Annotated in this window: 22 protein-coding genes; 10 read left to right on the forward strand and 12 right to left on the reverse strand. The window is 75.1% G+C overall.

Annotated elements, in window-relative coordinates; all coding sequences use genetic code 11:
* Positions 1-31: 31 nt before the first annotated feature.
* Entirely contained in the window at positions 32-217 is a 186-nt protein-coding gene (locus tag ACI79Y_RS01115; protein ID WP_457156726.1) for a DUF2795 domain-containing protein, read from the reverse strand.
* Positions 218-313: 96 nt separating this feature from the next.
* On the opposite strand from ACI79Y_RS01115, the gene ACI79Y_RS01120 reads away from it, so the two are divergent.
* Both ACI79Y_RS01120 and ACI79Y_RS01125 read left to right on the forward strand, forming a co-directional pair.
* The gene (locus tag ACI79Y_RS01120; RefSeq protein WP_457156727.1) at positions 314-862 is read left to right on the forward strand and encodes a DUF2087 domain-containing protein; all 549 of its coding nucleotides are present in this window, start codon (positions 314-316) and stop codon (positions 860-862) included.
* A gap of 47 nt (positions 863-909) precedes the next feature.
* The gene (locus ACI79Y_RS01125) at positions 910-1641 is read left to right on the forward strand and encodes a Type 1 glutamine amidotransferase-like domain-containing protein (protein WP_457156728.1); all 732 of its coding nucleotides are present in this window, start codon (positions 910-912) and stop codon (positions 1639-1641) included.
* A gap of 27 nt (positions 1642-1668) precedes the next feature.
* Here the strand turns inward: ACI79Y_RS01125 and rsgA are convergent, their stop codons facing one another.
* The 3 genes from rsgA to ACI79Y_RS01140 form a co-directional block, all read right to left on the reverse strand.
* Entirely contained in the window at positions 1669-2685 is a 1017-nt protein-coding gene (rsgA, locus tag ACI79Y_RS01130; RefSeq protein ID WP_457156729.1) for a ribosome small subunit-dependent GTPase A, read from the reverse strand.
* Positions 2682-3962, reverse strand: a complete 1281-nt coding sequence (aroA, locus tag ACI79Y_RS01135) for a 3-phosphoshikimate 1-carboxyvinyltransferase (protein WP_457156730.1) — start codon at positions 3960-3962, stop codon at positions 2682-2684. Before aroA ends, rsgA begins: the two co-directional genes overlap by 4 nt.
* A gap of 76 nt (positions 3963-4038) precedes the next feature.
* Entirely contained in the window at positions 4039-5499 is a 1461-nt protein-coding gene (locus tag ACI79Y_RS01140; protein WP_457156731.1) for an NAD-dependent succinate-semialdehyde dehydrogenase, read from the reverse strand.
* A gap of 151 nt (positions 5500-5650) precedes the next feature.
* Between ACI79Y_RS01140 and ACI79Y_RS01145 the strand changes: the two genes are divergently transcribed.
* Both ACI79Y_RS01145 and ACI79Y_RS01150 read left to right on the forward strand, forming a co-directional pair.
* The gene (locus ACI79Y_RS01145) at positions 5651-6397 is read left to right on the forward strand and encodes an SOS response-associated peptidase (protein ID WP_457156732.1); all 747 of its coding nucleotides are present in this window, start codon (positions 5651-5653) and stop codon (positions 6395-6397) included.
* Between the two features lie 166 nt (positions 6398-6563).
* On the forward strand, positions 6564-8009 hold the full coding sequence (locus tag ACI79Y_RS01150; RefSeq protein WP_457156733.1) for a fused MFS/spermidine synthase: 1446 nt from the start codon (positions 6564-6566) through the stop codon (positions 8007-8009).
* Between the two features lie 9 nt (positions 8010-8018).
* On the opposite strand, the gene ybaK is transcribed toward ACI79Y_RS01150, so the two are convergent.
* A complete protein-coding gene (gene ybaK / locus ACI79Y_RS01155) occupies positions 8019-8513 on the reverse strand; it encodes a Cys-tRNA(Pro) deacylase (protein WP_457156734.1) in 495 nt (164 codons plus the stop codon).
* A gap of 243 nt (positions 8514-8756) precedes the next feature.
* Between ybaK and ACI79Y_RS01160 the strand changes: the two genes are divergently transcribed.
* Positions 8757-9470, forward strand: a complete 714-nt coding sequence (locus ACI79Y_RS01160; RefSeq protein WP_457156735.1) for a sigma-70 family RNA polymerase sigma factor — start codon at positions 8757-8759, stop codon at positions 9468-9470.
* Entirely contained in the window at positions 9467-9853 is a 387-nt protein-coding gene (rsrA, locus tag ACI79Y_RS01165; RefSeq protein ID WP_457156736.1) for a mycothiol system anti-sigma-R factor, read from the forward strand. The genes ACI79Y_RS01160 and rsrA overlap by 4 nt, the downstream gene beginning before the upstream one ends.
* Positions 9854-9925: 72 nt before the next feature.
* Here rsrA and ACI79Y_RS01170 read toward each other — a convergent pair whose 3' ends face one another.
* Positions 9926-10000: a 50S ribosomal protein bL37 gene (locus tag ACI79Y_RS01170; RefSeq protein WP_014742531.1), complete on the reverse strand. Its 75-nt coding sequence runs from the start codon at positions 9998-10000 to the stop codon at positions 9926-9928.
* A 224-nt stretch (positions 10001-10224) separates the two neighbouring features.
* Between ACI79Y_RS01170 and ACI79Y_RS01175 the strand changes: the two genes are divergently transcribed.
* Both ACI79Y_RS01175 and ACI79Y_RS01180 read left to right on the forward strand, forming a co-directional pair.
* Positions 10225-11268 carry a biotin carboxylase N-terminal domain-containing protein gene (locus tag ACI79Y_RS01175; protein WP_457156737.1) on the forward strand — a complete coding sequence of 348 codons (1044 nt, stop codon included), beginning with the start codon at positions 10225-10227 and terminating at the stop codon, positions 11266-11268.
* A 68-nt stretch (positions 11269-11336) separates the two neighbouring features.
* Entirely contained in the window at positions 11337-11561 is a 225-nt protein-coding gene (locus tag ACI79Y_RS01180) for a biotin/lipoyl-binding carrier protein (RefSeq protein ID WP_457083696.1), read from the forward strand.
* 3 nt (positions 11562-11564) lie between these two features.
* On the opposite strand, the gene ACI79Y_RS01185 is transcribed toward ACI79Y_RS01180, so the two are convergent.
* Positions 11565-12062 (reverse strand): GNAT family N-acetyltransferase, encoded by a 498-nt coding sequence (locus ACI79Y_RS01185; protein WP_457156738.1) that lies wholly within the window; start codon positions 12060-12062, stop codon positions 11565-11567.
* A 55-nt stretch (positions 12063-12117) separates the two neighbouring features.
* On the opposite strand from ACI79Y_RS01185, the gene ACI79Y_RS01190 reads away from it, so the two are divergent.
* The gene (locus ACI79Y_RS01190) at positions 12118-13602 is read left to right on the forward strand and encodes a sensor histidine kinase (RefSeq protein WP_457156739.1); all 1485 of its coding nucleotides are present in this window, start codon (positions 12118-12120) and stop codon (positions 13600-13602) included.
* Positions 13603-13703: 101 nt separating this feature from the next.
* Here the strand turns inward: ACI79Y_RS01190 and ACI79Y_RS01195 are convergent, their stop codons facing one another.
* Both ACI79Y_RS01195 and ACI79Y_RS01200 read right to left on the reverse strand, forming a co-directional pair.
* Positions 13704-13955, reverse strand: coding sequence for a WhiB family transcriptional regulator (locus ACI79Y_RS01195; RefSeq protein ID WP_153361367.1), 252 nt, complete (start codon positions 13953-13955; stop codon positions 13704-13706).
* Between the two features lie 312 nt (positions 13956-14267).
* Complete coding sequence (locus ACI79Y_RS01200; RefSeq protein WP_457156740.1) at positions 14268-15230, reverse strand: diacylglycerol/lipid kinase family protein; 963 nt, start codon at positions 15228-15230, stop codon at positions 14268-14270.
* A gap of 75 nt (positions 15231-15305) precedes the next feature.
* Here ACI79Y_RS01200 and ACI79Y_RS01205 point away from each other — a divergent pair, with 75 nt between their 5' ends.
* Positions 15306-15788, forward strand: coding sequence for a hypothetical protein (locus ACI79Y_RS01205; protein WP_457156741.1), 483 nt, complete (start codon positions 15306-15308; stop codon positions 15786-15788).
* Here the strand turns inward: ACI79Y_RS01205 and ACI79Y_RS01210 are convergent.
* The 3 genes from ACI79Y_RS01210 to pssA are packed head-to-tail and all read right to left on the reverse strand — an operon-like array spanning position 15785 to position 17927.
* Complete coding sequence (locus ACI79Y_RS01210; protein ID WP_457083686.1) at positions 15785-16597, reverse strand: HAD-IIA family hydrolase; 813 nt, start codon at positions 16595-16597, stop codon at positions 15785-15787. The genes ACI79Y_RS01205 and ACI79Y_RS01210 overlap by 4 nt on opposite strands.
* Positions 16594-17124 (reverse strand): N-acetyltransferase family protein, encoded by a 531-nt coding sequence (locus tag ACI79Y_RS01215; protein WP_457156742.1) that lies wholly within the window; start codon positions 17122-17124, stop codon positions 16594-16596. The genes ACI79Y_RS01210 and ACI79Y_RS01215 overlap by 4 nt, the downstream gene beginning before the upstream one ends.
* Positions 17121-17927: a CDP-diacylglycerol--serine O-phosphatidyltransferase gene (gene pssA, locus ACI79Y_RS01220; protein WP_457156743.1), complete on the reverse strand. Its 807-nt coding sequence runs from the start codon at positions 17925-17927 to the stop codon at positions 17121-17123. The genes ACI79Y_RS01215 and pssA overlap by 4 nt, the downstream gene beginning before the upstream one ends.

Consider the following 17927-nt stretch of genomic DNA (forward strand, 5'->3'; position numbering starts at 1 on the left):
GGCCCCGAGGGGCCGGGACCGACGGGGACGCTCAGTTGTTGAAGACCGCCTTCTCCACCGCAGCCGGGGTGTCGTACTCGCCGTCGTCGATGTTCCTCAGCGCCTCGAGCACCTCGCCGTCGCCCCCGTGGGACTCCGCGTGCTTGACCACGTCCTCCTTCTTCGCCGGGTACTCGATGCCGCCGAGGGCCTTCTGGATGTCGATCGGGCTCACCATGGCCGGTCGGCTACCCCGCGACCGGTGCGTCGATGCCTGCGGCTGCACGCCGGTGTGCCGGGGCGCCCGCGACGTCACCCCGGTTACGGTCGGGGGATGGAGGCGCGGACGATCGTCGGGCTGCTGGCCGACCCGGTCCGGCTCAAGGTGGTGGCCGCGCTGGCGCTGGGCGCCGGCACGATCGAGCAGGTGGCCGAGGCCACCGGCCTCTCCCTGCAGGAGGTGGCGCTGGCCGCCCGCCGGCTGGCCCGCGGCGGCCTGGTCGGTCGCGACGGCCACCGGTTGACGCTGCACCAGGACCGCTTCGGCAGCGTGGCGCGGGCGGCCGCCGAGCGCGAGCCGGCCCCGGAGCCGCTGTCGGCCGACCCCGCCGAGGACGCGGTGCTGCGGGCCTTCGTGCGCGACGGCCGGCTGGTCGCCGTCCCCGCGCAGCAGGGCAAGCGGCGGGTGGTGCTGGCCCACCTGGTGCACGTGTTCGAGGCCGGGGTGCGGTACCCGGAGCGCGAGGTGAACGCCCTCCTGGCAGCCTGGCACCCTGACGTGGCCGCCCTCCGCCGGTACCTGGTCGACGAGGGGCTGCTGTCGCGGGACGCCTCCGGGGTCTACTGGCGCAGCGGTGGTTATGTGCACGGCGTCGACGACTGACCCGGCTCCGATGACCGACACGGCGCCGACGGGACGAGGGGAGCAGCGTGCAACGGCAGGTCTTCGCCTTCTCCGGGGTGCTCGCGCCCCGGCCGGGTGAGCGCGGCAACCAGCCGCTCATCGAGCACGTGCTCCGGCTCGGACGGGACCGGCGGACCGCCGAGGGACCGGTGCGGATCTGCTACGTGCCGACGGCGATCGGCGACGACCCGACGGCGGTCTCGGTGTACGACCGGGTCTTCGGCACCCGGGGCGACGTCACCCTCAGCACGCTGCGGCTGTTCCCCCGGCCGAGCGTGCCGGACGTGCGCCGGCACCTGCTCACCCAGGACGTCGTGCTGGTCGAGGGCGGCAGCCTGGTGAACCTGCTGGCCGTCTGGCGCGCGCACGGCCTGCCCGCGGCGCTGCGGGAGTGCTGGGAGGCCGGGGTCGTGCTGGCGGGCACCGGGGCCGGGAGCCAGTGCTGGCACGCGGGCGGCCCCACTGACGGGTTCGGCGACCGGCTCGCCCCGCTGACCGACGGGCTGGGCCTGCTGCCGTTCAGCAACAACGTGCACGACGACGACGGCGAGCAGCCGCGCCGGGAGGCCTACCGCCGGCTGGTGGCCGCGGGCGAGCTGCCCGGCGGGTACGCGACCGAGGACGGGGTCGGCCTGCACTACATCGGCGCCGCCCTCGCCGAGGCGGTCACCGTGCGCCCGGGAGCCCAGGCGTGGCACGTGCGGCCCGACGGCGCCGGCGGCTGGGCCGAGCGCGCGCTCCCGGCCCGCCTGGTCTAGCCACCTGCGCCCCGGGCGCCGGCCCTCCTAGTGCCCCGGGTCGAGCTGGCCGACGGCGGTGATCAGCCGGCGGAAGCTGCCCAGCCGCTCGCCGCGGGCGGACGGACCGTCGGCGGCCCAGGCGTCCAGCGCGCACTCCGGGTCCTCGGCGGTGTGCCCGCAGCCGGGCGGGCAGTCGACGGCTGCCTCGGCGAGGTCGTCGAAGGCGGCGAGCACGTCCTGCGCGGTGACGTGCGCCAGCCCCAGCGAGCGGATGCCCGGGGTGTCGATCACGGTGCCCCCGCCGGGGAGGTCCAGCAGCACCGCCGAGGACGACGTGTGCCGGCCCTTGCCGATCTTGCTGACGTCGCCGGTGGCCCGGAAGGCGTCCGGGACCAGCCGGTTGACCAGGGTCGACTTGCCGACCCCGGACTGGCCGACCAGCACGCTCATCCGCCCGGTCAGCCGCTGCAGCAGCTCGTCCAGCGACGCCTCCCGCGACATGGGCACCGCCTCGACCTCCAGACCGGCGTACCGGTCCAGCAGCGGCTGCGGGCTGGCCAGGTCGGTCTTGGTGAGGCACAGCAGCGGCGCCAGGCCCCCGGCGTAGGCGGCCACCAGGCAGCGGTCCAGGAAGCCCAGCGCCGGGTCGGGGTCGGTCACCGACGTGACGACCACCAGCAGCTCGGCGTTGGCCACCACGATCCGCTCGGTCGGGTCGGTGTCGTCGGCGGTGCGGCGCAGCGCCGTCGTCCGGTCCTCGATCACCACGATCCGGGCCAGCGTGTCCGGCCGGCCGGAGGTGTCGCCGACGATCCGCACCCGGTCGCCGACCACCACACCGTGCTTCCCCAGCTCCCGGGCCCGCATGGCGGTCACCTCGACCGGGGCGCCGTCCGGGTCCTCGACCCGCACCTGCATCCGGCCGCGGTCGACGGCGACCACCATCCCCGGGACGGCGTCCTCGTGCGCCGGCCGGGTGCGGGTGCGCGGGCGGGAGCCGTGCCGGGTCGGCCGGACCCGGACGTCGTCCTCGTCGGACCGCTTGTCCATCCGGCGGCTCAACGGCCCACCTCCGCCGGCTGGTCCACCAGTGCGGCCCACCGGTCCAGGAAGTCCGGGAGGGTCTTGCTCACCGCGCCGGGGTCGGCGACCCGGACGCCGCCGACAGCCAGCCCGAGCACGGCGGCGGCGTGCACCATGCGGTGGTCGGCGTAGGAGTCCAGCTGTGCGGCCCGGCCCGGGCCGGGGGTGATCACCAGGCCGTCGGGCAGCTGCTCCACCCGGGCGCCGACCGCGGTCAGCACCTCGTCGAGTGCCTGCAGCCGGTCGGTCTCGTGCCCTCGCAGGTGGGCGATGCCGGTCAGCCGGGACGGACCGTCGGCCAGGGCGCACAGCGCCGCCAGCACCGGGGTCAGCTCGCCGACGGCGCCCAGGTCGGCCACCAGCGGCGCGATCCGGGCGCCCCCGGTGACCTGCAGCCCGGCGGGGGTGGTCGCGACCTCGGCCCCCATCGCGGTGAGCAGCCGGTCAAGCTGCGCGCCGGGCTGGGTGGTGTCGGCCGGCCAGTCGCGCACGGTGACCCGCCCGCCGGTGACCAGCGCGGCCGCGAGGAAGGGTGCGGCGTTGGACAGGTCGGGCTCGACCACCCGGTCCAGGGCGGTGATCGGGCCGGGGGAGACCCGCCAGCCGCGTTCGGTCGGGACGACGTCGACGCCGTGCTCGGCCAGGGTGCGCACGGTCATCTCCACGTGCGGCATCGAGGGCAGCGACCCGGCGACGGCCAGGTCGACTCCCCGGTCGTACCGGGCGGCGGCCAGCAGCAGCCCGGAGACCACCTGGCTGGACTCGCTGGCGTCGACGGTCGCCGCGCCGCCGCGGACCGCGCCGGTGCCGTGCACGGTGAACGGTGCCCGGCCCCGGCCGTCGTCGTCGATCCGCACGCCCAGGTCGCGCAGCCCGGCGATCAACCCGGCGTTGGGCCGTTCCCGCAGCCGCGGGTCGCCGTCCAGCCGCACCGGGCCGGTGGCCAGCGCGGCGACCGGGGGCAGGAAGCGCAGCACGGTGCCGGCCAGCCCGGCGTCGACGTCGGCGGGGCCGCGCAGCTCGCCGGGGGTGACCAGCCAGTCGTCCCCGTCCTCGGCGACGCCCACGCCCAGCGCGCGCAGCCCGGCGGCCATCAGGTCGGTGTCCCGGGCGCGCAGCGGTCGCACCAGCCGGCTGGGCCCGTCGGCCAGCGCGGCCAGCACCAGCGCGCGGGCGGTGAGCGACTTCGACCCCGGCAGCGTGACCACCGCGTCGACGGGGGCGGTGCGGTGCGGCGTCGTCCAGACCTGTGCCATGCCGGTCATCCTGCCCTGTCACGGCACCGGAGGTCCGGGGTGACGGCGTCTGCGGCCACCACCCCGGACCACCAGGTCAGCCGGCCTCGGCCTCGACGGACTCCGGCTTCGGGGTGCCGACGGTGCGCACCAGCCGCTGGTTGGCGAACTCGAACATGCCGAGCTCGGAGAGCTCCCGGCCGTAGCCGGAGCGCTTCACCCCGCCGAAGGGCAGCTCCGGGGAGGTGCCGGACGGCGAGTTGATCCAGACCATCCCCGACTCCACCCGGTCGGCCACGGCGCGGGCCCGCTCGACGTCGGCGGAGAAGACCGAGGCGCTCAGCCCGAACTCGGTGTCGTTGGCCAGCCGGACCGCCTCGTCCTCGCTGGACACCCGGTACACCACCGCCGCGGGGCCGAACAGCTCCTCGCGGTAGGCGCGCATCTCCGGGGTGACGTCGGCCAGCAGGGTGGCGTTGACGAACGCGCCCTCCCGCTCCGGCCGGCCACCGCCGACCAGCACCGTGGCGCCCTTGTCGATGGCGTCCTGCACCTGGGCGGTGTAGTCCTGGGCGGCCCGCTCGGAGGACAGCGGGCCCAGCGTGGTCGCCGGGTCCGCCGGGTCGCCGGGCTGCAGCCCGCGGAAGGCCTCGGTCAGGCCCGCGACGAACTCGTCGTACACGTCGTCCATCACGATGAACCGCTTGGCGGCGATGCAGGCCTGCCCGGTGTTCAGCGTGCGGGAGATCGTGGCCGCCTGCACCGTCTTCGACACGTCGGGGGCGTCGAGCACGATGAACGGGTCGCTGCCGCCGAGCTCGAGCACCGACTTCTTGAGGTGCTTGCCGGCCAGCGACGCGACGCTGCTGCCGGCGCGAGCGCTGCCGGTCAGCGTCACGCCCTGCACGTGCGGGTGGGCGATCACCTTCTCCACGTCGGAGATCCGCAGGAACAGGTTGGTGTAGACGCCCTCCGGGACGCCGGCGTCGCGGAACAGCTGCTCCAGCGCCAGGGCGGTCTGCGGGTTGTTCTCCGCGTGCTTGAGCAGCACCACGTTGCCCAGCACCAGGTTGGGGGCCACCACCCGGGCCACCTGGTAGAGCGGGAAGTTCCACGGCTCGATGGCCAGCAGGACGCCGACGGGCTCGTTGACGACGAGGGCCTCGCCCTCCATGACGTCGATCCGCTTCGGCTCGAGGAAGCCCGGGCCCTTCTGGGCGTACCAGTCGAAGATCATCGAGACGAGCATCGCCTCGCCGGTCGCCTCCTGGATGCGCTTGCCCATCTCCTTGGTGATGAGCGCGCCGAGGTCGTCGCGCCGCTCGCGCATCAGCTCACCGATGCGGCCGACGATCGCGGCGCGCTCGGCGACCGGGCGGCGGCGCCACTCGCCGAAGGCGGCGTGCGCCCGCTCGACGACGCCGTCGACCTCGGCGGTCTCCAGGAAGGGGAACTCCTGCTCGGTGCGTCCGGTGGCCGGGTCGATCGTCGCGTACGGGCGGTCGCCGGCGTCGCTGGCGGTCTTGGGGTGCTCGGTGGGCGGAGCCTGGGTCGTCACGTCGTCGTGCCTCCATCGCGCTGGGTCGGCTCTGTGCCTCCCCGTCCTACCTCCGCCGGGCCCCGCGCGCACGGGTGAGGGCGTCGGACGGAAGACCCACCTAGGCTCGCTGGTGGCCGCCGGTGCCGTCGGCGGGCGGGGAGGAGCCGTCATGTGTGGTCGCTACGCCGCCAGCCGGCGTCCCGAGGACCTGGTGGTCGAGTTCGAGGCGGTCGTCGCCGAGGGGCAGCCCGCGCTGCCGGCGGACCACAACGTCGCGCCGACCAAGGACGTGTACGTCGTCCGGCACAAGAAGGAGCGGGACGCCGAGGGGGCGCTGACCGGCGGTGGACACCGCGAGCTGCGGGTCGTGCGCTGGGGTCTGGTGCCCTCCTGGGCCAAGGACGCCGCGATCGGCAACCGGATGCTCAACGCGCGGGTGGAGTCGCTGACCGAGAAGCCGGCGTTCCGCACCGCCGCGGCGAGCCGTCGCTGCCTGGTGCCTGCCGATGGCTGGTACGAGTGGGCGCCGCGCACCGACCGCCCGGGCAAGCAGCCCTACTACGTCACCCCGGAGGACGGCGCGGGCCTGGCGTTCGCCGGCCTGTGGGAGGTCTGGGGCCGCGGGGACGACCGGCTCTACACCTGCACGGTCGTGACGGCGCCCGCGGTCGGTGCACTGGCCGAGGTGCACCCGCGGATGCCGCTGGTCCTTCCCCGCGAGCGGTGGGCGCAGTGGCTGGACCCGGCGGTGCAGGACGTGACCGAGGTGGCCGCCCCGACCCCGCCGGAGGTCGTCGAGCGGCTGGAGATCCGCCCGGTGGGCCCGGCCGTGGGCAACGTGGCCAACAACGGTCCGCAGCTGACCGCCCGGGTGGAGTCGGTCAGCGAGCCGGCCGACCAGCCCGCGCTCTTCTGACCGACCGCCTCCCTGACCGACCGACCGCCTGCCTGACCGACGCAGCCGAGGAGACCCGCTGAGCGCCGACCCGTCCGCCCCGCCCGCCCCCGACCGGGCCCCGGAGTCCTCCCGGGCGCTGCCCGGGTGGGTCGCGGCCGGGGTCACGTTCCTCTCCTCCGGCGCGGTGCTCGTGCTCGAGGTCGTCGGGCTGCGGCTGATCGCGCCCTACGTCGGCATCACGCTGCAGACCAGCACCGCGGTGATCGGCTTCGCCCTGGCCGCGATCGCCGTGGGCGCGTGGGCCGGCGGCGCGGCGGCGGACCGGACCGACCCACGCCGGCTGATCGCCCCGCTGATGGTGGCCGGTGGTGGGCTGATCGTGGCGGTGCTGCCGCTGGTCCGCTTCGCCGGGGAGCTGCTCACCGGGGCGGCGGCGGGCAACGTGCTCCTGCTGGCGGCGGTCGCCGTCGTGGTGCCGGCGGCGCTGCTGTCCGCCGTCCCGCCGATGGTCGTGGCGCTGCAGCTGGGCAGCCTCGCGCAGACCGGCTCGGTGGTCGGGCAGCTGTCCGGCATCGGCACGCTCGGCGGGATCGTGGCCACCTTCGCCACCGGCTTCGTGCTGGTCGCCGTGCTGCCCAGCAGCGTCATCCTGGTCGGCACCGGCCTGGTCGTGGTGGTCGCCGGGCTCGTCCTGGCCGTGCTGCTGCGCCGCAGCGGGCCGGCCGGCTCCGGGCGGCTGCCGGTGGGGCTGCTCGTGCTGGCCCTGGCGGCGCCCCTGCTCGCCGCGGTCGCGCCCACCCCGTGCGAGCGGGAGACCGCCTACCACTGCGCGCGGGTCACCACCGACCCGGAGCGGCCCACCGGGCGGGTGCTGCAGCTGGACACGCTGCGGCACTCCTACGTCGACCTGGCCGACCCCACGTACCTGGAGTTCGAGTACGTGCAGGCGATCGCCTCGGTCGCTGACGCGATGGCGCCGGCGGGGGAGCCGTTGTCGGCGCTGCACGTCGGGGGTGGGGGGCTGACGCTGCCCCGCTACCTCGCCGAGGTCCGGCCGGGCACGGTCGGCCGGGTGCTGGAGGTCGACCCCGGCGTGGTCGCCATCGACGAGGAGGAGCTCGGCCTGGAGCGGTCCGCGGAGCTGCAGGTGCGGGTCGGGGACGGTCGGGTCGGCCTGGAGGAGGAGCCGGCCGGGCAGCGCGACCTCGTCGTGGGCGATGCCTTCGGTGGGCTGTCGGTGCCCTGGCAGCTGACCACCGTCGAGGCGCTCCGCCTGGTCGACGACGCCCTGGCCGAGGACGGCGTCTACGCGGTCAACCTGATCGACCACCCGCCGCTGGGCTTCGTCCGCGCGGAGCTGGCCACCCTTCGGGAGGTCTTCGACCACGTCGCGCTGCTCGCCCGGGCCCCGGTGCTCGCCGGCGAGGACGGCGGGAACGTCGTCGCGGTCGCCTCGCAGCAGCCGCTGCCCGTCGACGGGATCGCCGCCGCCCTCGACGACCGGCAGCTGGCCTGGCAGGTCGCGACGGGGGAGGAGCTGGACCGGTTCGTCGGCGACGCCGGCGTGCTCACCGACGACTTCGCGCCGGTCGACCAGCTGCTCACGCCCTACCCGACCACCGCCCGCTGACCCGGCCCGTCACCAGCGCGTGATCGGTGCGGTCCGGGCGCGGGTGAGCCGCACCAGGTCGGCCGGGGACAGCTCCACCTGCAGACCCCGGCGGCCGGCGCTCACCAGGACGGTGGCGAAGCCCAGCGCCGAGGCGTCGACCACGGTCGGCAGTGCCTTGCGCTGGCCCAGCGGGCTGATGCCCCCGCGCACGTAGCCGGTGGCGCGCTCGGCGTCGGCCGGGTCGGCCATCGCGGCCTTCCGGCCACCCGCGGCCGCCGCCAGCGCCTTGAGGTCCAGCTGCCCGCTCACCGGGACGACGGCGACGGTGAGCGCGCCGTCCACGCGGGTGACCAGGGTCTTGAACACGCGGGCCGGGTCGGCGCCGAGCGCGGCCACCGCCACCTCGCCGTAGCCGTGCCGCCCCGTCTCCGCGAGCGCCGCGCCGTCGGCCGGGTCGTACTCGTGCAGGGAGTAGGCCGCCTTCGCCCGTTCCAGGGCCCGCACCGCCGGGGTCGCTGCCACGGCGGGGGAGCCTAGAGCGCGGTGGCCGGCGGCACGACCGGGTTCGGCGGTGACCCGGGTCGCGGGAATCCCTCCCGGGGGTGCTCGGTTGGACCGACCGTGAGCAGCACAGCCCCGGGCGCGGCGGCGCGGACCGCGCGCAGCGCCGCCCCGTCCCGTCGTCCCCCCGGCCGTCCCGACCGGTCCCGGCTAGGATCGTCCGACGTGGTGCCCCGTTCCCGGGTGCCGCAGAGAGGACGGTCGGTGCCCGAGGAGCCCAGGGTCGAGAACCCCGTCGTCGAGGCGGACGCGGCTGCAGTGCAGCCGGACCAGCGCGAGGAGACGCCGGAGGCCCGCGCCGACGGCAGTCGGAGCGAGCTCGCCGAGTCGCGGGCGCAGCGCGACGCCCGGTTCGAGCGCGACGCCCTGCCCTACCTGGACCAGCTCTACCCGGCGGCCCTGCGGATGACCCGCAACCCGGCCGACGCCGAGGACCTGGTCCAGGAGACGTTCGTCAAGGCATACTCCGCGTTCCACCAGTTCGCCGAGGGCACGAACCTCAAGGCCTGGCTGTACCGGATCCTGACCAACACCTACATCAACAGCTACCGCAAGAAGCAGCGGCAGCCGCAGCAGTACCCCACCGACCAGGTGCAGGACTGGCAGCTGTACGCCGCGGAGGAGCACACCTCCAGCGGGCTGCGCTCGGCGGAGATCGAGGCGCTGGACCACCTGCCCGACTCCGACATCAAGGACGCCCTCCAGCAGCTGCCGGAGGACTTCCGGCTGGCGGTGTACCTCGCCGACGTCGAGGGCTTCGCCTACAAGGAGATCGCCGAGATCATGGGCACGCCCATCGGCACGGTGATGTCCCGCCTGCACCGCGGTCGCCGCGGTCTGCAGAAGCTGCTGGCCGACTACGCCCGGGAGCGCGGTTTCGTCCGCGCGGGGGCTGCCGAGGAGGCGACCCGCTCATGAGCACCGACGCTCACGACGGAACGCACCGGATCCGGGGAGAGCACGGGGCGCACGACGACGTCGAGATCACCTCGTGTGACGACGTCCTCTCGCACGTGTTCGAGTTCCTCGACCAGGAGACCGACGACGCCCGGCGGTCGGTGATCGCCGAGCACCTTGAGGACTGCTCGCCCTGCCTGCGGCAGTTCGGCATCGAGCAGGAGTTCAAGGCCCTGGTGCGCCGCCGCTGCGGCGGGGACGCGCCGCCGCCCGGCCTGCGGGACCGGATCAAGGTGCAGCTGACCACCGTCTCCTTCGAGGAGGACGGCACGCAGGTCCGCATCGAGCGGTCCAGCGTGGAGACCTACACCGAGCAGCTCCCGGGGGAGCGCCCCTCCGCCTGACGGCGGCGGACGAAGGACCCCCCTGCCCCGTCGCTCGCGACGGGATCCTGCAGGGGGGCCGACGGCTCCGCCTTACGCGTTGGGGCGCTTGCCGTGGTTGGCGCCGCTCTTCTTGCGGGCGCGCCGCTTGCGTCCACGCTTGGACATCGCTGCCTCCTGACTCGGGTCGGGGTGCCGCCGGTGGTGCCCCGGCGGGTGATCGCCGGCCGGCGCAGCGTGCGGAGAGCACCCGGACCGGCCAAGCTGACCGGACGAGGATCTCACGCGCCGGGCCGCGGCCGTGCGGTGGTGCAAGGCCGGTGGGGAACCTGCCAGGCTCAGGGGCGAGTGGTGGCGACGACGCCGGCCGCAGGCCGGGGACGGGGGACGAGGTGGCCCAGACGGCGGTGGAGAGCGTGCTGGTCGCCGGCCGCGGACCGGCCGCGTGCGCGGTGATCGCCGCCTGCACGCGGCTGGGGGTCAAGGCCGTCGCGGTGTGCTCCGAGGCCGAGCAGGACGCCCGGCACGTCCGGATGGCCGACGAGGCGGTGCTGCTGGGCCCCGCGCCCGCAGCCCAGTCCTACCTCGACGTGCGCCGCATCGTCGAGGCCGCCCGCCGGACCCGGGTGCGTGCGGTGCTGCCGGTCCCGCCCGCGCTGGCCGGCAACGCCCGGCTCGCCGCGGCGGTGGCCGAGGCCGGGCTCACCTGGGTCGGCCCGCACGCCGAGGTGCTCGAGCGGCTGGGCGGCGACGGGGTCGAGCCGGCCAGCGAGCGCGGCTTCCTCGCCTGGGTCACCGAGGACGCGCTGCACCACGTCACCCCGGTGGTGCGCGACCGGGCCGGGGGCACCCCGCGGGTGAGCTGGACCCCCGCGGAGGGCGTGGGACCGCTCCCGGCCGCTGCCCGCCGCCTGCCCGAGCTGGGCTGGCGCGGACTGGTGACGGTGGGCATCGATCCCGACGGCGAGCTGGCCGAGGTCGCCGCCGGGTTCTCGCTGGACATGACCGTGCTGGAGCGGTCGCACGGCGTGGACGCCGTCGAGCTCTCGCTGCGCAGCGCCGTCGGCGAGGCCCCCGACGACGGCGGTACCGCCCCCGTCCGCCCGGCCGTCGCCGTCCAGCTGCGCGCCACCCTCCCGCCCGGGGTGGCCGGCCGGGTGACCGGGCGCCTGCCGGACCTCCCGCCGGGCGGTGTGCGGGGCGCCGACCGCGAGATGGTCGCCGTGCGCGGCTACGACCCCGGGGACCGCCTGGACGGCTGGTACGACGCGCTGCTCGCGACGGTCAGCGCGGCGGCGCCGGACCTCGCCGCCGCCGCGCGCGCGGCCACCGACGTGCTCACCGGGCTGCCCGACACCGGGGCGCCGCACGACGGTGCCGCGGTCTGCCAGGTGCTGCACCGGATCGCCGCTCCGCTGGTGGCCGACCGCAGCTGAGCTGCGGTCCGTGCTTTCATGGTCGTCCCCGTCGGGCGGCGGGGACGTCGACACGAGGAGGCGCGCCGGTGGCGGTCGAGGAGATCCACGCCGAGATGGTCTCCAGCGTCTGGAAGGTCCTGGTGGCCCCCGGGGCGCAGGTCGCGGCCGGGGACACGCTGGTGATCCTGGAGTCGATGAAGATGGAGATTCCGGTGCTCACCGAGCGGGCCGGTGTGGTCGAGGAGATGCACGTGGTGGAGGGCGAGGTGCTCCAGGAGGGCGACCTCATCGCCACCGTCGTCGCCGGCTGACGCTCACAGCTCCCGCGCGTACACCCGCAGGTCGACGCCCGGCACCGGGCTCCAGTCGCGTTCCGGCAGCCGGGCAAAGCCCAGCCGCTCGTAGAGCCGGTGCGCCGTCGCCATCTGCGGCCCGGTGGTGAGCAGCATCCGCCGCTTGCCCGCCGCGCGGGCGCGGTCCAGGCAGGCCTGCACGAGCGCCTGGCCCAGCCCCTGCCCGCGCGCCGCGGGGTCGACCACCAGCATCCGGAAGGCCGCCTCGTCGTCGGCCTCGGTGACCTGGCCGAAGTCGCCGGTGAGCACCAGCGCCACGCTGCCCACCACCGCGCCGTCGCCGTCCCGGGCGACGAGCAGCTCGGCCCGGTCGGCCCGGCCGGCGACGTCGGCGAGCTGCTCGGCGTACGCGGGCGAGGCCAGCCCCTCCGCGGTGTACACACCGGCGGTGAGCCGGCCGATCCGGTCGTGCTCCTCGGGGCGGGCGGGGCCGATGTCGACGGCGGCGCTGCGGGTCACCAGCGCAGGGTAGGTGGACCGGCCGCCGGAGCCCACGCCTAGGCTCCGGGTCACCATGAGCAGCCTGTCCGAACGCCTGACCCGGAGCTCGGCGGCGAGCCCCTCCCAGGTCGACCACGCCCGCCGGCTGGTCGCCGACTGGCAGCTGCTGGCCGACCTGGCCTTCGCCGACCTGACGCTGTGGGTGCCGCTGCAGGACGGCGCCTGGTGGTGCGTGGCGCAGGTGCGGCCGCTGACCGCACCGACCAGCCAGCCCGACGACCTCATCGGCACCGAGCTCAGCGGCGATGAGGCCGCCCAGCTGGTGCAGGCGCACACCGAGGGGCGCCCGGTCACGGAGGGGGAGCCCGACTGGTCGGGGACCGCCCCGCGCCGGCGTGAGGTCATCCCCGTGCGGCACGACGGCGTGGTGGTCGCGGTGCTGGCCAAGGACACCAACCTCGCGGTCACCCGGGCGCCGTCGACGCTGGAGCTGACCTACCTGGACATCGCCGCCGACCTGTCGCTGATGGTCGCCGCGGGCACCTTCCCGCCACGGATGCTCGACGACGCGGAGATGAGCCCGCGGGTCGGCGACGGGCTGGTCCGGCTCGACTCCGCCGGTCGTGCCGTCTACGCCAGCCCCAACGCGCTGTCGGCGTACCGGCGGATGGGGGTCATGGGCGACGTCGTCGGTGCGGACCTCGCCGACGTGACCCGCGGCGTCTCGGCCGACCGGGTGGCCGGCGAGGCGGTGGCCGCGAGCATCAACGCGGCGGTGGCCGGCCGGTTCCCCGACCCGATGGACGTGGAGAACGACGCCGCCACGATGCTGGTGCGCGCGCTTCCGCTGCAGGCTCCCGGGGCCGAGGAGGGCGCGCTGGTGCTGGTCCGCGACGTCACCGACGTCCGCCGGCGGGACCGCGCGCTGATGACCAAGGACGCCACCATCCGGGAGATCCACCACCGGGTGAAGAACAACCTGCAGACCGTCGCGGCGCTGCTGCGGCTGCAGGCCCGCCGGATGACCGAGCCGGCGGCCCGGGCTGCGCTGCAGGAGTCGGTGCGCCGGGTCGCCTCGATCGCGGTGGTGCACGAGACGCTGGCCGGCAGCCGGGACGACGTCGTCGACGTCGACGACGTGCTCGACCAGGTGCTGCCGATGCTCGGCGACGTGACCTCGGTGGGGCCGGCGGCGCGGATCAAGCGCGACGGCCGGCTGGGTGAGCTGCCCGCGGCCGCGGCGACGCCGCTGGTGATGGCGGTGACGGAGCTGCTGCACAACGCCGCCGAGCACGCCTTCGAGGACGGCTCGCCCGGCACGATCGTGCTGCACGCCCGCCGCGAGGGCGCCGACCTGGAGGTGCGGGTGCACGACGACGGGCGCGGCCTGCCGCCGGGCTTCGACCCCGCGGCGAGCACCGGCCTGGGGCTGCAGATCGTCCGCACCCTGGTGACCAGCGAGCTGCACGGCACGCTGGAGATGGGGCCGCCCTCCGGCGGTGGCCCGGGCACGGAGGTCGTGCTCACCCTGCCGGGAGCCGGCCGTCCGCGCCGCTGAAGCAGCGAGGGCCGCTCCGGAAGACGGAGCGGCCCTCACTGTCGGCCCCGTCCGGAGGTGCACCCCGAGCGTGCCGGGGGCCGAGGGACGGGGCGCTTCGACTAGGCGGTGCGTACCCGGGTGCGGGCGGTGCGTCGCTTGAGGGCGCGGCGCTCGTCCTCGGACAGGCCGCCCCAGACGCCGGAGTCCTGGCCGGAGCTGAGTGCCCACTCCAGGCACGACTCCACGACCGGGCAGCGACGGCACACAGCCTTGGCCTGCTCGATCTGGACGACCGCAGGGCCCGTCGTCCCGATCGGGAAGAAGAGCTCCGGGTCCTCGTCCCGGCAGAGCGCGCGGTGGCGCCAGTCCATGGCTGTGTACTCCTCGATCTCGGCTGGAATGCTGTCGGTGGGCAGTCGGCCGCCGGCCCTGAGGACCGCCCCCGCAGATCAACGCGCCGGAGGTCCGGCGTCGTGAACGGCGGCCGCCTGCCTTGTTACCGGCAGGTTGCTTGCTTGTGATGCTTTCACGAGACGCCGGGCTGTCAAGCAGACAGCCACCTGTTCACGGGTGCTCGTGAGGAAGCTCACCACGGCTGTGCGGGCCTCGCCACTCGTGCAGCGCCGCCTGCGTCCGGGGCCGCAGCGAGCGGAGCGAGTGGTGGGGAGGAACGAGGTCCTTCCTCAGACGACGACGCGGAGCGCGGCGGGCACCGAGCGCACCCGCAGACCGGTCGTGGTGCCGAGGTGGTCGCCGTCGAGCTGCCACCCCTGTGGGCGGGTGGCGGTCAGCGTCAGCTCGGTCAGGTCGTGCCAGCGGTGGATGCCGCGCCCCCGGGCGTCGGGCCGTGCGGCCATCACCTGGCGGACGTGGTGCAGCATGCGGACCACGCCGACCCGGCCCATCGCGAAGACGTCCAGCCCGGTGTCGAAGGACGCCTGCGGACTCGGGTTGACCGGCCGGGAACCGAGGTAGGTCCACGGGCTCACGTTGGACAGCAGGGCCAGGAAGAGCCCGTCGACGGGTGGCTCCCCGGGAACGGCGAGGGTCATCGTCGGGCGGCGCCGGTCGCGGCCGATCACGAAGGCGTCGAGGCCCGCGCGGACGTAGAGGGCGCCGCTGGACCGGCGACCGCGCGCCCGCTGCGCCTCGACCCGGGAGATCACGTCGGCGTCGAAGCCCATGCCCGCGGCGAAGGCGAACCAGCGCGGCTCGGTCCACTCCTCGGCCCCGGTGCCCGGCAGGCGGGCCGAGGCGGTGCCGAGGGAGACCAGCCGGGTGCGGCCGGCGCGCAGCGAGTCGAGGATCTCCCCGGTGGCCTCCACCGGGTCGCGGGAACGCCCCAGCGCCCGGGAGAAGACGTTGGTCGAGCCACCGGGGACGACGGCGAGCGTGGGGAGGCGACCACCCGGTCCGGCGCTGAGCAGGCCGTTGACCGCTTCGTTGACCGTGCCGTCGCCACCCAGGGTGACCACGACGTCGACGCCGTCGGCCGCGGCCTGCGCCGCGAGCTCCCGCCCGTGACCCCGGTGGGCCGTCTCCGCGACGTCGACCTGGAGCTGGCTGGACAGCGCCCGGACCAGCACGTCGCGCACCTTGCGGGTGGTGGTCGTCGCCGCCGGGTTCGCCACCAGCAGCGCACGCATGCGGCAAACATAGCCAGCCGCCTCGGGGGGCCATCCGGCAGCTCGCCCGGTCGCTCCGGGCGTAGCCTCGGGGCCGTGTCTGGCGATCAGTCGAACGCCCCCGAGCGCCGGCGACCCCGAGCGGAGGGGCTGCTCGGTGGTGCCGCCCAGCCGACGGCGCCCCGGCCGGCGCGGGACCGCCCGCCGGCGCCCCCCGCGGTCCGCCGGGCCGCACTGGTGGTCGCCGTCGAGGCGGCGGGGCTGACCGCCCTGGCGCTGCTGCTGCTCTTCCTGACCGTCACCGGTGAGCCGGACAGCGTCGGCCGGGCGCTGGCCGAGGTCGTCTACGTCGGGCTGGGCGCCGGGCTGCTGTCGGCCGCGGCGGTCGGGCTGTGGCGGGTGGCCGGGTGGTCGAGGGGCCCGGTGATCGTGCTGCAGCTGCTGCTGGGCGTCATCGGCTACACGGCCGCCTTCCAGGCCGACCAGCCGCTGCTGGGCGTGCCGCTGCTCGCGATGGTGGCGCTGGAGCTGTACCTGCTGGCCACTCCCGAGGCCCGGCTGGCGTTCCTCGACCGCTAGACGAGGTCGATGACCTCGGCGATCGAGGGGAGCACCCGACCCGGGCGGAACGGGAAGCGGGGCACGTCCGACTCCTTGGTCGACCCGGTGAGCACCAGCACGGTGTCCAGCCCGGCCTCGATGCCGGCAACGACGTCGGTGTCCATCCGGTCGCCGACCATGGTCGTCGACTCTGAGTGGGCCTCGATCCGGTTCATGGCGCTGCGGAACATCATCGGGTTGGGCTTCCCGACGAAGTAGGGCTCCGCGCCGGTCGCCTTGGTGATCATCGCGGCCACCGAGCCGGTGGCGGGCAGCGGCCCCTCCGGCGACGGCCCGGTCACGTCCGGGTTGGTCGCGATGAAGCGCGCTCCGTCGCCGATCAGCCGGATCGCGCGGGTGATCGCCTCGAAGGAGTAGGTACGGGTCTCACCCAGCACCACGTAGTCGGGGTCGGTGTCGGTCAGCACGTAGCCGGCCTCGTACAGCGCCGTGGTCAGCCCCGCCTCACCGATCACGTAGGCCGAGCCGCCGGGCAGCTGGGAGGAGAGGAAGTCCGCCGTCGCCAGGGCCGAGGTCCAGATGAACTCCTCGGGCACGGTCAGCCCGCTGCGGGCCAGCCGTGCCGAGAGGTCGCGCGGGGTGAAGATCGAGTTGTTGGTCAGCACCAGGAAGCGGCGCTCCCGGTCCCGCAGCCGCTGCAGGAACTCCGCGGCGCCGGGCAGGGCGTTGCCCTCGTGCACCAGCACGCCGTCCATGTCGGTCAGCCAGCACAGGGACTCGCTGCGCTCGGTCGTCACGTCGTCCTCCTCCTCGGTCGGGGTGGTCACCGGTGGGACGCGGCGAAGGAGTCGAGCGCCTCGTCGGTCAACCGGTAGACCGTCCACTCGTCCATCGGCACGCCCCCCGCTGCTCTGTAGAACGCGATCGACGGCGCGTTCCAGTCCAGCACCGACCACTCCAGGCGCGCGTACCCGCGCGCCACGCAGACCTCGGCCAGGGTGCGCAGCAGCTCCCGCCCCAGGCCCGTCCCACGGTGCTCCGGCCGGACGTAGAGGTCCTCCAGGTGGATGCCGTGCGTGCCCCGCCAGGTGGAGAAGGTGAGGAACCACAGCGCGAAGCCGGCGGTGCTGCCGTCCGCGGCGAGGGCCACGTGCCCGAACAGCGCCGGTGACTCCCCGAACAGGGCGCCGTGCAGCTGGTCGGCGGTCATCTGCGCCTCGTGCTCGGCCTGCTCGTAGGCGGCCAGTTCCCGGATCAGTCCGAGCACGGCGGGGACGTCGCCGGGCTCGATCGGGCGCACCGTCACGACGTCCCCGGTTCGCTCCCGGGGTGCGCGCCGCTCCTGCCCGCTCACGAGAGCGCCTCCTTGACCCGGTCCGGCACGAGCCGCTCCAGCGGCGACACCAACGGCATTACCAGCGGGGACAGCAGGTAGCCGTATGCCAGCAGGCAGCCGGTCACCACCGGGATCGTGGCCATCCCGATCACGACCAGGACGGCGGCGATCACCAGACCGTAGGGCTTGCCGCTCTTCGGGCTCACCAGCGAGCGGAACGAGCGGTAGCGGACGTTGCTGATCATGAGCAGGCCGGGGACGACCAGCACCAGCAGCACCCACAGCCGGTCCCGCCCCTGCATCGCGTCGGCGAAGGCGAACACGCTGGCCAGCACGACGCCGGCCGCGCCGGGGCTGGGCAGCCCGGTGAAGTACCGCTTGTCCGCGGTGGGGTCGATCGTGGTGTTGAACCGGGCCAGCCGGATCGCGGCGCAGGCCACCCAGAGGAAGCAGGCCAGCCAGCCCAGCGGGTCCCACTGGTCGCGCCCGTCGGAGAACAGCGCGAAGACCACCAGCGACGGGGCCAGGCCGAAGGAGACCAGGTCGGCCAGCGAGTCGAACTGGAGGCCGAACGGCGACACCGCGCCGACCAGCCGGGCGACCGCGCCGTCGGCGATGTCGAAGACCACCGACAGCCCCACCAGCAGGCAGGCCAGCCGGTACTCCCCGCGGAAGGACACCAGGATGGCGGCGAAGCCGCAGGCCATGTTGGCGAGGGTGAACAGGCTGGGCAGCCAGGCCCGGGCACGCCGCCGACCGCCACGCATGGAGCCGCGGACGAACTCGACGGTCGTCGTCCGCCTGCCGGACACCGAGGGCAT

Source organism: Modestobacter sp. SYSU DS0875 (assembly GCF_054050915.1).

What these genes read in the sequence shown, in the direction of transcription:
- ACI79Y_RS01115 (WP_457156726.1), bottom strand. Translation starts at nt 217, where the DNA reads ATGGTGAGCCCGATCGACATCCAGAAGGCCCTCGGCGGCATCGAGTAC.
- ACI79Y_RS01120 (WP_457156727.1), top strand. Translation starts at nt 314, where the DNA reads ATGGAGGCGCGGACGATCGTCGGGCTGCTGGCCGACCCGGTCCGGCTC.
- aroA (WP_457156730.1), bottom strand. Translation starts at nt 3,962, where the DNA reads ATGGCACAGGTCTGGACGACGCCGCACCGCACCGCCCCCGTCGACGCG.
- ACI79Y_RS01145 (WP_457156732.1), top strand. Translation starts at nt 5,651, where the DNA reads ATGTGTGGTCGCTACGCCGCCAGCCGGCGTCCCGAGGACCTGGTGGTC.
- rsrA (WP_457156736.1), top strand. Translation starts at nt 9,467, where the DNA reads ATGAGCACCGACGCTCACGACGGAACGCACCGGATCCGGGGAGAGCAC.
- ACI79Y_RS01190 (WP_457156739.1), top strand. Translation starts at nt 12,118, where the DNA reads ATGAGCAGCCTGTCCGAACGCCTGACCCGGAGCTCGGCGGCGAGCCCC.
- ACI79Y_RS01195 (WP_153361367.1), bottom strand. Translation starts at nt 13,955, where the DNA reads ATGGACTGGCGCCACCGCGCGCTCTGCCGGGACGAGGACCCGGAGCTC.
- ACI79Y_RS01200 (WP_457156740.1), bottom strand. Translation starts at nt 15,230, where the DNA reads ATGCGTGCGCTGCTGGTGGCGAACCCGGCGGCGACGACCACCACCCGC.
- pssA (WP_457156743.1), bottom strand. Translation starts at nt 17,927, where the DNA reads ATGCCCTCGGTGTCCGGCAGGCGGACGACGACCGTCGAGTTCGTCCGC.